The 13719-nt window shown below is 42.9% G+C and carries 17 protein-coding genes; 9 read left to right on the plus strand and 8 right to left on the minus strand.

The window, feature by feature from the left end:
• The coding region (locus WBA23_RS10995; RefSeq protein WP_424582327.1) for a GNAT family N-acetyltransferase at positions 1 to 412 on the plus strand (412 nt) is incomplete at its 5' end.
• Between the two features lie 51 nt (positions 413 to 463).
• Here WBA23_RS10995 and WBA23_RS11000 read toward each other — a convergent pair.
• Both WBA23_RS11000 and WBA23_RS11005 read right to left on the minus strand, forming a co-directional pair.
• Positions 464 to 829, minus strand: coding sequence for a VOC family protein (locus WBA23_RS11000; protein ID WP_424582328.1), 366 nt, complete (start codon positions 827 to 829; stop codon positions 464 to 466).
• 142 nt (positions 830 to 971) lie between these two features.
• Positions 972 to 1931, minus strand: a complete 960-nt coding sequence (locus WBA23_RS11005) for a helix-turn-helix transcriptional regulator (RefSeq protein ID WP_424582329.1) — start codon at positions 1929 to 1931, stop codon at positions 972 to 974.
• A 413-nt stretch (positions 1932 to 2344) separates the two neighbouring features.
• Here WBA23_RS11005 and WBA23_RS11010 point away from each other — a divergent pair, with 413 nt between their 5' ends.
• Positions 2345 to 3124 (plus strand): PAS domain-containing protein, encoded by a 780-nt coding sequence (locus tag WBA23_RS11010; RefSeq protein WP_424582330.1) that lies wholly within the window; start codon positions 2345 to 2347, stop codon positions 3122 to 3124.
• Between the two features lie 29 nt (positions 3125 to 3153).
• Here the strand turns inward: WBA23_RS11010 and WBA23_RS11015 are convergent, their stop codons facing one another.
• Genes WBA23_RS11015 through WBA23_RS11025 form a run of 3 tightly spaced genes read right to left on the minus strand, consistent with a single transcriptional unit; the run spans position 3154 to position 4795 of the window.
• Positions 3154 to 3705 carry a DUF3267 domain-containing protein gene (locus WBA23_RS11015; protein WP_424582331.1) on the minus strand — a complete coding sequence of 184 codons (552 nt, stop codon included), beginning with the start codon at positions 3703 to 3705 and terminating at the stop codon, positions 3154 to 3156.
• A gap of 12 nt (positions 3706 to 3717) precedes the next feature.
• Positions 3718 to 4311 (minus strand): hypothetical protein, encoded by a 594-nt coding sequence (locus WBA23_RS11020; RefSeq protein WP_424582332.1) that lies wholly within the window; start codon positions 4309 to 4311, stop codon positions 3718 to 3720.
• Positions 4283 to 4795: an RNA polymerase sigma factor gene (locus tag WBA23_RS11025; protein ID WP_424582333.1), complete on the minus strand. Its 513-nt coding sequence runs from the start codon at positions 4793 to 4795 to the stop codon at positions 4283 to 4285. The genes WBA23_RS11020 and WBA23_RS11025 overlap by 29 nt, the downstream gene beginning before the upstream one ends.
• Positions 4796 to 4935: 140 nt before the next feature.
• Between WBA23_RS11025 and WBA23_RS11030 the strand changes: the two genes are divergently transcribed.
• The 3 genes from WBA23_RS11030 (at position 4936) to WBA23_RS11040 (ending at position 6994) form a co-directional block, all read left to right on the plus strand.
• A complete protein-coding gene (locus WBA23_RS11030) occupies positions 4936 to 5808 on the plus strand; it encodes a TraB/GumN family protein (protein WP_424582334.1) in 873 nt (290 codons plus the stop codon).
• A 177-nt stretch (positions 5809 to 5985) separates the two neighbouring features.
• Positions 5986 to 6459 (plus strand): RNA polymerase sigma factor, encoded by a 474-nt coding sequence (locus WBA23_RS11035; protein WP_424582335.1) that lies wholly within the window; start codon positions 5986 to 5988, stop codon positions 6457 to 6459.
• A complete protein-coding gene (locus WBA23_RS11040) occupies positions 6449 to 6994 on the plus strand; it encodes a hypothetical protein (RefSeq protein ID WP_424582336.1) in 546 nt (181 codons plus the stop codon). Before WBA23_RS11035 ends, WBA23_RS11040 begins: the two co-directional genes overlap by 11 nt.
• Before the next feature lie 64 nt (positions 6995 to 7058).
• On the opposite strand, the gene WBA23_RS11045 is transcribed toward WBA23_RS11040, so the two are convergent.
• The 3 genes from WBA23_RS11045 to WBA23_RS11055 all read right to left on the minus strand — a co-directional run bounded on the left by WBA23_RS11045 (position 7059) and on the right by WBA23_RS11055 (position 9105).
• On the minus strand, positions 7059 to 7223 hold the full coding sequence (locus tag WBA23_RS11045; RefSeq protein ID WP_424582337.1) for a hypothetical protein: 165 nt from the start codon (positions 7221 to 7223) through the stop codon (positions 7059 to 7061).
• 264 nt (positions 7224 to 7487) lie between these two features.
• Positions 7488 to 8210 (minus strand): hypothetical protein, encoded by a 723-nt coding sequence (locus WBA23_RS11050; RefSeq protein ID WP_424582338.1) that lies wholly within the window; start codon positions 8208 to 8210, stop codon positions 7488 to 7490.
• Positions 8211 to 8274: 64 nt separating this feature from the next.
• Complete coding sequence (locus WBA23_RS11055; RefSeq protein WP_424582339.1) at positions 8275 to 9105, minus strand: OmpA family protein; 831 nt, start codon at positions 9103 to 9105, stop codon at positions 8275 to 8277.
• Between the two features lie 138 nt (positions 9106 to 9243).
• Between WBA23_RS11055 and WBA23_RS11060 the strand changes: the two genes are divergently transcribed.
• From WBA23_RS11060 to WBA23_RS11075, 4 genes are all read left to right on the plus strand, one after another.
• Positions 9244 to 10320, plus strand: coding sequence for a DUF1611 domain-containing protein (locus WBA23_RS11060; RefSeq protein WP_424582340.1), 1077 nt, complete (start codon positions 9244 to 9246; stop codon positions 10318 to 10320).
• Positions 10317 to 11384 (plus strand): mandelate racemase/muconate lactonizing enzyme family protein, encoded by a 1068-nt coding sequence (locus WBA23_RS11065; RefSeq protein WP_424582341.1) that lies wholly within the window; start codon positions 10317 to 10319, stop codon positions 11382 to 11384. The genes WBA23_RS11060 and WBA23_RS11065 overlap by 4 nt, the downstream gene beginning before the upstream one ends.
• A gap of 388 nt (positions 11385 to 11772) precedes the next feature.
• Positions 11773 to 12651, plus strand: a complete 879-nt coding sequence (locus WBA23_RS11070) for an AraC family transcriptional regulator (RefSeq protein WP_424582342.1) — start codon at positions 11773 to 11775, stop codon at positions 12649 to 12651.
• 289 nt (positions 12652 to 12940) lie between these two features.
• On the plus strand, positions 12941 to 13719 hold a 779-nt coding region (locus WBA23_RS11075), incomplete at its 3' end, for a dihydrodipicolinate synthase family protein (RefSeq protein ID WP_424582343.1).

A 13719-nucleotide genomic window follows, 5' to 3' on the forward strand; every position in this document is an offset into this window, starting at 1 on the left:
TAGCATGAATATTACGATAAAAGAAACCAAAGGAATAAAGAAGAAAGACATACTTTCTCTTTACGAAGCGAATGACTGGTCTTCGGCCCAAAAGCCGGATGCTCTTTACAACGCTCTAATGAATTCTGACACACTGATATCAGCCTGGGATGGTAATATATTAGTCGGTATCGGCAATGCCATTACTGATGGCTATTTAGTAGTTTACTACCCGCATTTATTAGTGCTACCGGATTATCAGGGCAAAGGAGTAGGGAAGAAGATAATGGAAGTTTTCCGAGAGAGGTACGTTAACTTTCACCAACAAATATTAGTGGCTGACGGGCAAGCTATTGACTTTTATCAACAATGCGGCTTCCAAACGGCGGGCGAAACTCGGGCTATGTGGGTTTACCGAGGTAATGAACACTAGTAAACAAAACAGGGCGGAATAGTAGCTCCACCCCATTTCTGCTCTTCTTAATTACTCGGTTTGTAAGCGCTGGTAAACATCTACTCCAATGCCGCTAGGGTCTTTGATGACAAAATGACGATCACCCCAAACTTCATCTTTTATTTCGGCTACAATAGGTACGCCAGCTTGCTGTAGTCGGTCGTATTCCTGGTGAGCATCGTCAGTCTCAAAAGCTAACCAGCTTCCGCCCCCGAAGGCCGGTTGAAAAAGAGAATTCTGCTGGGGCATTTCCGGTAGCATGAAGCCTAGTTCGTATTCGCCCCGTTTTAGCAGAACAAACCAATCATCTTCAAAGATTACCTCAAAGCCAAAATGTTTAGTGTAAAACGCCTTGCTTTCGGCTAATTTAGTAGTGTTAAATCCGGGATACATCATGGTGATAAAAGGGTTTAGTGAATTAATAACCCTAAGATCGTAACCCGAAGTGACAGCCCTATGTCAGCAGGGTTTGTTGTTTAGTCTACAGTCGATGGTCAGCAGTCCACAGTTTCTGCTGTTGACTATTGACTGTGGACTATTACTGGTAGTGCTGAACTAACTCTTGAACGAGTGTTTGCATCGTGTGACGAAAATGATCGGGAGCAATGATGGTTACTCCATTGCCGTACATTAGTAGCCAGCGGGCGAAATATTCTACTTTGGAAACTAGAAACCAGCTCTCGGCACCATCATTTGTTATTTTTTCTTGCACAAAGCCGTAGCGATAACGGTCTTGCTGAATAAACGGAAATACCGAAGCGTTAAAGTGAACTTTCGTCAGCACGGCATCGGTGGTCTGACTTTGCCGGTTCAAGTATTGCTCCAGGCTCAAGCGATCGCGCAAGTGGTAACGTTGGCTAGTAACCTCCAATTTACTCATTCGGTCGATACGGAAATCGCGATAATCTTGCCGGAGCTGACAGTAGGCAATAATGTGCCAGGCATCTCCGTAGTATACCATACCAATTGGCTCAATACCTCGGCGGGTAAACTGACCGCTACTGGGCGAAAAATAGTCCATTTCTACAACCACACGATTAAGCAAGGCCTGCTGAATTTTCTCCAGATGTAAATCGGTTGGACTTGGCTCAGCTTGTGCATTGCGATTAGGCGGGTTGAGTACCGTAACTTTGCTTTCTAGGTCATCCAACATTTCCTGTTGTTCCTCTTTCAGTACTGCCCTAATTTTATACAGCGCATCTTGGTGCCGCGCGCGGGCGGATGCATCGGTAAGTTGGCCTACCAATTTTCCAGCTAGAAGCAAGGCGCGCGCTTCTTCGGGGGTAAACTGTACCGGGGGAAGCCGATAGCCACCGGCCAAAAAGTAGCCAACCCCCGCTTCGGAACCAATAGGTACTCCAGCTTTTTCTAATGCCCGAATATCACGGTAAACAGTACGCAGACTAATATTAAAACGGTTAGCAATATCTTGCGCCCGCGTGATGCGCTGACTCTGTAATTGAATAAGAATAGCTGTGAGGCGGTCGATACGATTCATAACGGTAGGGAGGTATTATAGGGAAAAGTAAGGAAACATAACATATGTACTCTCTAACCTACAATGTGTGCATAATTAATGGTGGTATTGGTATCTTTAAAGTTTTAACTCCACATAATAAATAGTCATAACGTATGACTGAGGGTAATAAATCTCTTCTTTCCTGTGAAAAATCTTATTTGAAAAGGTTCATTTTTGGTGGACTAGTCATTGGTCTCTTTTTCCCAATCAGTGCTATTACCGTAGATATTATAATTCATAGGCTCCCAATAACTTTTACTTCAGTTATCTATATTTATCAAAATAATCCTATTCATTACATAGTAGGTTCTACGCCATTAGTTTTATCAACTGCTGCGTATGTAGTTGGTTGGGCGATAAAATCTCGAGCGCAATTCGTCCGAGAAAATACTATGAAAACTGAGAAAAAGCTTGACTACATATTAGCCCACAATCCGGATGCTGTTTTTTTAGTTCGTACTAGCGATCTCAAGATTGAACAATGTAACCATATGGCGTTACAATTATGTGATATTGCTTTAGAAGAGATGCTAAATTCTTACGCACCTGACCTTTTCACCTCATTGAACGAATCATTATCTATCTTAACTCAACTCGTATCAGAAGGAGATACTTTTTCTATCGAAGAAGTATTAACTACAGCCAAGGGAAACATCGTTTGGGGTCAAGTGTCGTTATATACCTTTTCTCTCCAAGAATGTAATTATCAACTTATTAGGATTACAGATATTACCCCGATGAAGCAACGTGAGTTAGAGCTGAAAAAAATTGAACTGGAACTTCAGCAGCATAGTAAAGAACTTATGTTGGCTAATGAAGAGGTAGTGGCAATTAACGAAAATCTAGAGCACATTGTAGAAGAACGAACAAATGCCTTACATCACCAAAACGAGCAACTAGCACAATATGCTTTTCTGAACGCTCATAAAATACGGGGACCGCTAGCCCGGATCCTAGGCTCTTCTTACGCGCTAGAGTATGCCGAAGATGAAGATGAACGTCAGAAATTTATTCATTCGGTTACCAAATCGGCTCAGGAATTAGATATGGTTGTTCACGAAATGGCTCAAGTACTGGCTATTGATGACGATCAGCAGGAAGATGAGATTATTAATGTTGCTGAAGATAGAATGACTGTTAGCGAAAAAAGTGCTGAGAAATTTAGCTCTTAGCGTTGAAGAACTTGGCCGAAATTATTCTACTACAGATTCCCTCTCTCTTCTTTTAAATCGTATACCAAGCAGCCAACATTTTCAGGATGATCTTGCACCCAAATATCGAGAGGAACATGCCGAAGGGTATAGACGGTCCAGAAATCACCACCAGCGGCGAGGGTAAAAATAAAGCCAAACATCATCAGCCAGTTATGGCCAATAATCAGGGCAATTAGGTAAGGTACGAAGCCTAGCACGATAGCGGGTAGTAGCGAGCCGACCACGTAGGCTGACTTTTGCATCGGCTTTTTGCTATGGGCGTAGGGTGTTAAGGTGCTCCACTGCACTCCGTAGGTAAAATCTGACCAACGTAACTTTGCGGCGTACTTCCAACCGGCCCCGTGCAAACCTTCGTGAATAATTGTTCCTAAGATGAACGCTAATAAAAAGCTCTTTGGTTCAGTAAAAGCATTGACTCCGCTAAGGGTCGCTTTCCAACCCCAAATTAGTCCGTAAACCACTAATAGTAGTCCACTAAGCAACACAAAAGGAAGCATCAATAAATACGCACGGTTCATTGGTACCGATAGATCTTTCATCAAATAAAAAATTTAGCCTTCTGAAATTTCGTTAAGTAGCTTTTCTAATCGGTTGATTCTAGCTTGATAAAGGTACTTGATGTACAGGTGGGTTCCCAAAAGCGCAAATATGACCAATACAATCGCCCCAATAAGAAAAACGGTAGGTGAAGCGTCAACGACTTTATTCAATCCTGAATTAGGGTTGCCTTTAGGTAATAAAAAATATGCCGAAAAGCCTGCTGCCCCGCTAGCCCAGCAGATAATTTTATAGTGACGAACGTATGATTTTAGGAAACGCAAAGCGTGTTGTAAGTACGTCTTTAAATCATCTTCGTAGTGTACTTCTTTAAATTGCCTCAATGCTCGTTGGTAAAAAAATACCAGAAAAGTGTACAACGTAACTAACGGTAGGGCGGCTGACCAATACTCCGGTAGTAGAATTGCGCCTACTACTGCAGCCAGTAGTACGGGCCAAGTGAATAGGTATTCCTTTTTTATTACCCGCCGAAATTTCTCCAATTCATCCGAAGAGCGACGGCTGATTGCCGCTTCCAGTTCCTGCTGGTTAACGGTTTTTTCATCTTGGGCCGAAGCTTTACGCCAGAGTGCCTGTAGTTCGTCCATGAATTAGTTGATTTAATTGCTTTTTTACTCGATTGATACGTACTCCCACATTACTCTGACTCATTCCTAAAATATCGGCTATCTCATCGTAGCTTCGTTCTTCTAAATACAGCAGAATGATGGCCCGGTCTAACTCTTTAAGTTGTCGGATAGCCGCGTATAGTTGCTGTATCTGTTCCTCTTCGGTAGTATCGTAAGCAACGTCAGCCCAGCGTTGCGCCGCATCCGCATCAATAGGAGTTGATGCTACTTGCCGCTTTCTAAGCTTGAGTTGAGAAAGGCAAACATTCAGCGCTACCCGGTATATCCAAGTAGATGCCTTCGCTTCGCCCCGAAACGAGTCAAATGACTTCCAGAGCTGAAGTACTACTTCCTGAAAACAATCGTGAAAGTCGTTCGGATTATCCGTATACAATCGGCATACCTTACGTATTACCGCGGTATTCTCATTTAAAAAGCTCAGAAATTTCTGCGTTTGGGGCATACTTTCTCAAATTATAAAGGGTTAGTGATGGGTAGCACTCATTTCTTACAAAAGAATAAAAAAAAGTTTTTTTTGATGGTGTTTGTAATAAAACTGAAGTTGCCAATACTAACTCAGTAAATCAATAAAAAATCAAAATCATGATAAAAACAGTAATTGCAACCATCGCTTCTATACTATCCCTATTGCTATCAGTTAGTGCTCAAGATACTGACGCTTTGCTATGGAAAATATCAGGGAACGACTTTTCTCAGCCTTCTTATCTGTTCGGTACCATTCACCTGATGTGTCCCGATGATATTCAAATCACCCAACCGATGAGAGATGCGCTACAAAATACGAAACAAGTAGTACTAGAAATAGATATGGACGAACCCGGGATAATGCAAAATATGCAGAGCATAGCGATGATGGCCGACGGTACAACGCTAAACGACCTGCTTACCGAGGACGAATATCAGCTAGTGGGAAATTATCTGCAAGACTCACTACAGATTCCGATTCAAGCACTGAATGCTATGAAACCACTGATGCTAAGTACGTTTACTTTCTTGGATGTGCTAAATTGTCAGCCCGGATCGTACGAGATGCAGCTAGTGCAGCAGGCTAAAGAGCAACAAAAAGAAGTGTTAGGTCTGGAAACCCTTGAAGATCAAGCTCAGGCCTTCGATTTCATTCCATTAGAAGAACAAGCTGATTATTTGGTGGATGCTATTCAAAATTATGATGAAACTGTATTTGAGATTGAAGCGATTCTAGCGGCATACCAAAGCGAACAGGTTGAGCACTTGTACAATATTACCCACGAATCTATGCAGGAGATGGAAGGAGCCGAAGAATCACTACTCACTAAGCGAAATCAAAATTGGATTCCTCTGATGGAAGAAATAGCGCAAGACCAACCTACCTTCTTTGCCGTGGGTGCTGCCCATTTGGGTGGACCAATGGGAGTGATCGCTCTACTAAAGGAGCAAGGCTACACAGTAGAAGCAGTTAGCAGTATAGGGCAGTAGATTACTATTACTTACACATTTTAAAAAGCGAATAAGAATGACTCTTATTCGCTTTTTTATTTAAATCAAGTTATAACTTCTATCATCAATAAACCCCATTGAGGTATTACTCGCAAAAACTTCGTATGTCTCTAATAATTCACCGCTAAACTGCAACTCATAAGATAAAGAACTTCAGTGAAGCAATTTATCCACATTATTTCTGAACATCAGCGTATCATTTATAAGGTAGCTCGCATTTATCGGGATACGCCGGAAGATCGGGAAGACCTTTTTCAGGAAATAATCTACCAGCTCTGGAAAGCGTACCCGACTTATCAAAAGAAGGCGAAGGTAACTACCTGGATGTATCGGATTGCGCTAAATACGGCCGTAGCCAAATACCGTAAAAAGCGGATTGTGACGGAGGCTATTCTACCTGAAAGGGCGATAGCGGAAACGTCGGAACACCCAGAGCGAGAGCGGTTGTACCGGGCTATCAGTACGCTGAATGAAGCCGATAAAGCAGTTATCACGCTGTACCTAGACGATTACCAATACGAAGAAATTGCCGATATGCTAGGAATAACCACCAGCCACGTAGGCGTGAAACTTCACCGTATTAAAGAAAAATTAATTCACCTTTTAAACCCCCAAAATCATGACACTTGATGAACTGAAATCAGATTGGCAACAGCCAGTTAACCCTAAAAGTAGCAACGAGATTCAGCAAATGATTTCTCAGAAAGCCTCCTCAGTTTTTTATCGAACAAAACTTAAAGTGATTGTTGAAACGGTAGCTTTCGTCGTATTTATTGCTGTATTCATGACCGGTCTTGACCCGGAGCGTAATGCTGCCTGGGTTAACACAGTACTACTACTAGTGGCCGCCGCAGGCATAACCAACAACCTGTGGCTATACCGAACACTTTCAGCAACCATGTCGGATAACAATATAAAGACTTCGCTACTTCGGTTTAAGAAGAGGCTGCAAGGGCAGATTCTTTTCGCGGTCGTCTTTTCTTCCTTACTATTTGGTAGTGTACTTCTCTTTTTCTTTCTCCGAGTTCCTCTTACGACGGAGAAAGTAGGACTGCTGATTATGCTGCTAATACTAAGCATTGGTATTCGTACCGGAGCAGAAACGTGGCGTTGGCAGAAGCATATTCGTCAGATTGATGACTGTCTGTTATCACTCACTCACTAAGAATATCTGTCCAGGAAAATAAGAATTATTCGGTAGCGAGCGAGGAATGACTTTGCTCGCTTTTTTACTGCTCAAGGTAACGTTGGTACGCTTTTTCATTAGCCCTCCAAAAAAGCCAACCATTGAGCAGTCCGCCTAAGCAAAATACGGTAACATGAATCAATGCGGTATCAAGCGAATCGGCAGCCACTACTTCTCCGGTTCCTTTTATCAGAGCGATGAATAGCATAGAAAGAACTCCCGTTGGTAGTCCCAATATTATTACGCCGTACATTAGCGTGAACCGCCATTCCCCTTTTTATAGCTGCTTTTCCCACCATCGGGCGTGCTTATCGGTGATCTGAGTTTTGCTTAGCATAATTTTCTTTGATACTATGCAACTGTTCTAATGGCTAATTTCATTTATAAGCCTAAAAAATCTGCCACTATAGCAGTGCGATGAGTGAGCTACTCAGTTTATTCCTGGTTAGTACTGAAAACCGATGATGGATAGCTACTTTACCTCTCGCCCGCTCTTTAGTTGGCCTTTGTAACTTTCTAGACCTTCCCAATTTTCATTAGCTGCCAGTTGGGCTTGTTTAGGCCAACTTGCGGGGTTGTGTACAGCTAAAAACTTGTGCCCTTCCAGAGCCATAATGTTTCGCAACCGCTCGTTATCGGCAGAAGCTAATTGAGAAAAAGTGTAAATGCCTTCCGCATTCAGCATTCTTTCAATCTTAGGGCCAATGCCCTCTACCACCTTCAGGTTGTCAGGAATCGGCGGGGCCTCTACAGTTACGGTTGTGCTATCGGAAGTAGTCATTATTGGATTGATGTCAGTATTTAACTCTGAGTCAGCCGGTTCTGGTTCTTTTTTACTAGCTAAGCACAGGCTCAATTCCGACTGCAACTGGCTATTTTGCTGGCGCAAATCAGCTAAAGAGTTTTCCAATGCGCTCATTTGTTCGGTAGATGCACTCTCTTGACGGCAGTTATTCAAATCTTCGGTTAGGCGAATGACATCACGTTTTTCTTTAGATACTGATCGCTCCAGTTCCTTTACTCTACCGGCCAAATGGCGATTATCATACTCTAATTCTTGCAACCGACGAGCTTTAGAACTACTGAGAATTTGGCGCAAAATATAGCCAAGAACAAACGCAATCAGCAGCATAATAATAATTTCCCAAGTGGCATCGCTGCCATCATAACTCTCGAGAACACTGTTTTGAAACATGATAATAGGGTTTAGTAATTATAGTAATCCGTTAATAAACCAACGGAAAGGTTATGATAAGAAGTTATTTATTAACCATTAGCTCGATACGGCGATTTTTCTTCCGGCCCACTTCAGTATTGTTAGTAGCGATGGGGCTAGTTTCCCCTGCCGATCTGGCTGAAATACGTTCGGCAGATATACCTCGTTTTGCCAGAATATTCTTAACAATATTTGCGCGCTCCAGTCCCAACTTTTGGTTAAGTTGCGCTTCGCCTACATCGTCGGTATGCCCGGTAATCACTACAGCCTGATCTGTATCATCTAGACTCTCAGCCAATTTGGTTAAGTACTGGTTAATTGCTTCTGATAGTTCTGGGTTAGATGAGCCAAAAGGAAAATAGATGATGGTTCGGTCATCTAATTCAACTACTTCTGCATTTTCAGGAATAACCGGTACGACAGAAAAATCTACTCCTTCAAAAGGATAGTTCTGCATAGTTTCGCTAGAGGCTAATAATTTAGCGGCGGTCGTAATCTGGCTAGTATCCATTTGGGTAGATAGTAGTTGTTTTACCTGCTTAGCGCGAGCGAGCCCGAGATTAGCAAAATTGCTGAGGTTTTCTTCTTCTTCCGTGTAGTATCCGGTGATGATCAGTTCTTCGTTGGTACTCACCACACTACTTAAAGAGTCGCGAAGCGTACTAAAACGGGTACTGGTAATCGGGTCGCTGCTTGACCAAGAAAACAATAAAGGCGACTGTGTTGCGGTTTTGGGCTGATTCATATCACTATTGGTAGATGCTGCCACAGCATTGCCCCCACAGAAGCCCTTTACCCCGCAAGTATACCATCGCCAACTGACTACCGACCAGACCGCAAAGGCAACAAGAACAAGAATTACTTTTTTACTCATGTAGCTATAGGTTAGTTTATAGGGAAGCTTAATATAATAACTCATTTAGTAAATCTCGCTTTGATTTTAAAAAATTCCACTCGCTTTAACTTATTCTTATAATTAGCCTTTTCTCATTTATGCCATTTTTTAGTAATTATGCCACTCACTACTACCTGCCATATGAATAAGAATGCCATCGTCATCACCCACGGGTTGCTAAATACTAATCAAGCCAAAACTGCTCACGGTTTGGTGCGAGATACCTCTCAGTACCAAGTGTTGGGCATTATTGACCAAGTTTCTGCTGGGCGCGATGTGCGAGAGATTGTCTCTCAGGCTCCCGGCCCTATTCCTATCTATGCTTCACTAGGCGAGTGCCTTAACAGCGCATCAGAGCCGATAAACTACTGTTTGGTGGGGGTAGCCGGACACGGAGGCAAAATTCCTCCTGGCATGCTCGACACAGTGAAGGAAGCACTAAAAAGTAAAATGCATATCATTAATGGGCTACACGAGTACCTAAGCGATTTACCGGAAGTGGCCCAACTTGCAGAAAAAAACGGAGTAACTATCACAGATATTCGTAAGCCCAAACCTAAAGATCAGTTGCACTTTTGGGAGGGGGGCATCTACAATATTCCGGCACTTAAAATTGCAATGCTCGGCACCGATTGCAACTTAGGAAAGCGCACAACTACGCGTCTACTGCTGCATGCTTTACACCAAGCCAATATCAACGCCGAGATGATCTACACCGGGCAGACGGGCTGGATGCAGGATAATCGTTTCGGATTTATCTTTGATTCTACGCTGAACGATTTTATCTCGGGCGAGATTGAAGCAGCAATAGTACAGTGCTACCGTGCGGTAAATCCTCAGGTGATATTGCTGGAAGGACAAAGCTCACTGCGTAATCCCGGCGGGCCGGGTGGTTCAGAGTTTCTGGTTTCGGGCGAAGCCAAACAAGTAGTACTACAGCATGCTCCCGCTCGTAAGTACTTTAGCGGTTACGAGCACCTGAATGTCGAGATACCTACATTAGAAAGCGAAATAGAACTCATCAGTCTGTACGGTTCCGAGGTAATTGGCATCTCACTGAATATAGAAGGTCTTACGCTAGAAGAAGCCCGGCAGTACCAGCAACGCTATCAGCAGGAATTAGGTGTTACGACGCTGCTGCCGCTGTACGACGATTTCACTGAGTTAATTAACACTATACGACCTCTGTTATGAAGATCAGCGCAATTCATGTTCGTAAAGAAGATTTAGACCTCACTCGCCCGTACGCTATTGCTTACAAAACAGTAACAACAGTGAGCAATTGTGTAATAGAAGTAGAAACCGATACTGGGAATATTGGCTTAGGGTCGGCCAACCCTAGTAAGTACGTGGTGGGAGTGGACGTAGACGATACGGTAGCCGCGCTGAGTGAAGAAAATACCGAATGGTTGGTGGGGAAAGATGTACGGGAAATGCAACAGTTGGTTTACGAGGTACAACAGCGATTTGCCGGACAAGCAGGCGCCTGCACTGCTCTGGATATTGCGTTACACGATTTGTTCGCTCAGCAGCTAGATATTCCATTGGTAAAATTTTTGGGGCAAAAACATACGGCTTTGCCAACATCTATTACCATTGGAATAAAAAGTACGGAGGAAACACTGGAAGAGGCGGGTGAATACTTGGGGAGAGGTTTTAAAATTCTGAAAGTAAAACTGGGGCAATCGAAAGAAGAAGATGTAGAACGACTGAAGAAATTACGAGAACGGGTAGGGAAGGAGGTAATTATTCGGGTAGATGCCAACCAGGGCTATACCATGCTCCAACTAGAAGACTTTTACTACGCTACCTTGGGCCCGAACCCTGAACTAATTGAGCAACCCTTACCCGCCGATGCGATAGCAGAATACCGGCAACTACCAACGGAGATCAAGAAACATATCGCTCTAGACGAAACCCTAGTAACCCCAACGGATGCGTACCAGTTAACTAATACCCCTCAAGCAGGAGGTATCTTCAATATCAAACTGATGAAATGCGGAGGTATTGCCCATGCCCGTGAGATTGCTAACATCGCCAAAAATGCCGGAGTAGATCTGATGTGGGGTTGCAACGACGAAAGCCGTATTAGCATTACCGCTGCTTTGCACATTGCCTTAGCTTCTAGCAATACCAAGTACCTCGATCTCGACGGCAGCTTTGATCTAGCTCGCGATGTAGTTACGGGAGGCTTTAAGTTACACAATGGCATGATGAGCCTGACTGACCAGCCGGGGTTGGGAGTGCAGAAAGTATAAAAGTATAGTAGTACTGCTCCTTTGATGTTCCTAGTAAAGCACTAAATGCCTAAAAAAATGCTTTGTGCCCAACGAGACTACCGTATTTCATATTCTCGATAGTCCTCTTACTACCTGGGAATGACGGGGTAACGCTATGTAATAGTGATTAATAGGTGAATCAAATTTTTATCTTTACCACTAAAACTCTAATAATTCCGGATTAATTATTGTAAAATATCTTCAAAAGATTTTATATTAGTTGAATACTCTGATGTTCGCAGTATGTAGTCCGCATACAGTAAGGAAGTCAATCTACTATTAACAAATTTGAATTAAGCCCCTCTTCGGAAAAGTGCCATTGAGGGGTTATGTCGAATAGTAAATAATTGATTGATCACTACTGCCTATGAAACCGCACTTTCATAAAGTACCAATTCAGCCTAGGAGCTCTTACAGTGTTAGGCACGATATTCTACCTACCTTCGGTACAATTTGGCATTACCATCCGGAAATTGAACTGCATTATACTGTAAGGGGCGAAGGGGTACGGTTTATTGGAGACACTATTCGGAATTTTTCGGAGGGCGAGATGCTGCTGATTGGAGAGAATTTGCCTCACACTTGGCGGTGTAAAGAGGAATACTTTCAGGCTAATAAAAACCTAAAAGTAGAAGCAATGGTCATACATTTTTTACCCGACTGCTTAGGGCGTGACTTTCTCCGCTTACCCGAAGCCTACCTAATTCTTGAGCTTCTGGAACAGGCTAAAAGGGGATTAGTAATCAAAGGGGAAACCAGGATGAAAATTGCCGAGCTAATGTACGCTGCTACTGAGGCTACAAATATTGACCGACTTATTATACTACTCTCAATACTCAGACTATTAGCTGAAACCGATGAATTTGAAACCATTGCTTCATCCCATGCTTCGTTTCAAAAGGACAAATCAGAAATGGCCCGGCTCGATACAATATATTCTTATACATTAGCTAACTACCGAAAAGATATTAGCCTAGAAGAAATAGCGGCGATAGCAAATTTAAGTATTACCTCATTCTGCCGGTACTTTAAATCAACTACCCAAAAAACCTACTTCGATTTTTTAACCGAAATAAGAATCAGCCACACCTGCCGGGCATTGGTTGAAGACAAATTAGCGACTGAAGTTATCTGTTTTGAATGTGGTTTCAATAACGTATCTAATTTTTACCGACACTTCAAGAAGGTAATGAAGATCACTCCAATGGAGTATAAGAAGAAATATCTCAGTCGAAATTTGGTGTAACTCGAATGTATAATAAACGGGGGTAAAGACTCACGAATTAGTGTTTAGTTTATTTTTGATGGTTGAAGAGGGAGACCGGAGTCCGGAAACCGAAGACCGGAAAAGGCGGATTGCTGACTGTTATCGGCCCTTAGTCATTTGTCCTCTATTACTTGTTCCTCAACCCTTTATCCTATATCTCTCCGGTCTCCCGTCTTCGGCTTCCCGTTTCCGTTTTCTAGTCATTTTTCCCTTATGCTAAAATGCTATAACGATTAGCCAAGAAGCTACATAAACGGGCGGTAATCTCATGGTACATTTAGGTGACGATTCAACCTATTACTATCCTCCGATGACTTATCAGGAGAAAGGCTTTATTCCAGTGATGCTCACCCCCTTTCAAGAAAATGGGGAAGTAGATTATGACGGACTGACTCGGTTAACGGAATTTTATCTAGCCTCGGGGGCGGCTGGCTTGTTTACCAATTGCTTGTCGAGCGAGATGTTTGAACTCACTCCTCAGGAAAGAATCAAAGTTACCCAACACGTGGTGAAAATAGCCAATGGCAGAGTAGCAGTGGTAGCTACCGGAACTTTTGGAAGTACCATCGAGAAGCAAGCAGATTTTATCAACCAAATCTACCAAACCGGAGTACAGGCGGTCATTATGATCACCGGCTTGCTGGCCAATGAAAATGAATCAGACGAAGTATTCAACGAGCGGGTTTTTGATCTGCTCCATCGTACAGGAAGAATTCCACTGGGCTTCTACGAGTGCCCGGTTCCTTACAAAAGAGTGCTATCTCCCGAACAACTTAAGCTATTCATTCCTGCCGGACGCATTACTTATCATAAAGATACCTGTCTGGATATTGAACAAGTGAAAGCAAAAGTAGCTGCCGGAAAGGCATATAATTTTGGGCTGTACGATGCCTACTTGGTTCATGCGGTAGAATCACTGAAAGCTGGGTCAGCCGGGCTGTCCTGTATTCAGGGTAATTTCTTTCCCGAACTTATTGTCTGGCTGTGTCAAAACTACAATAACCCTCAACTGGAAATTGAAATAAGCAAGGTTCAGAATTTCCTGAC

The sequence above is a fragment of the Tunicatimonas sp. genome, assembly GCF_049647865.1.
In the GTDB taxonomy this organism is placed as follows: domain Bacteria; phylum Bacteroidota; class Bacteroidia; order Cytophagales; family Cyclobacteriaceae; genus Tunicatimonas.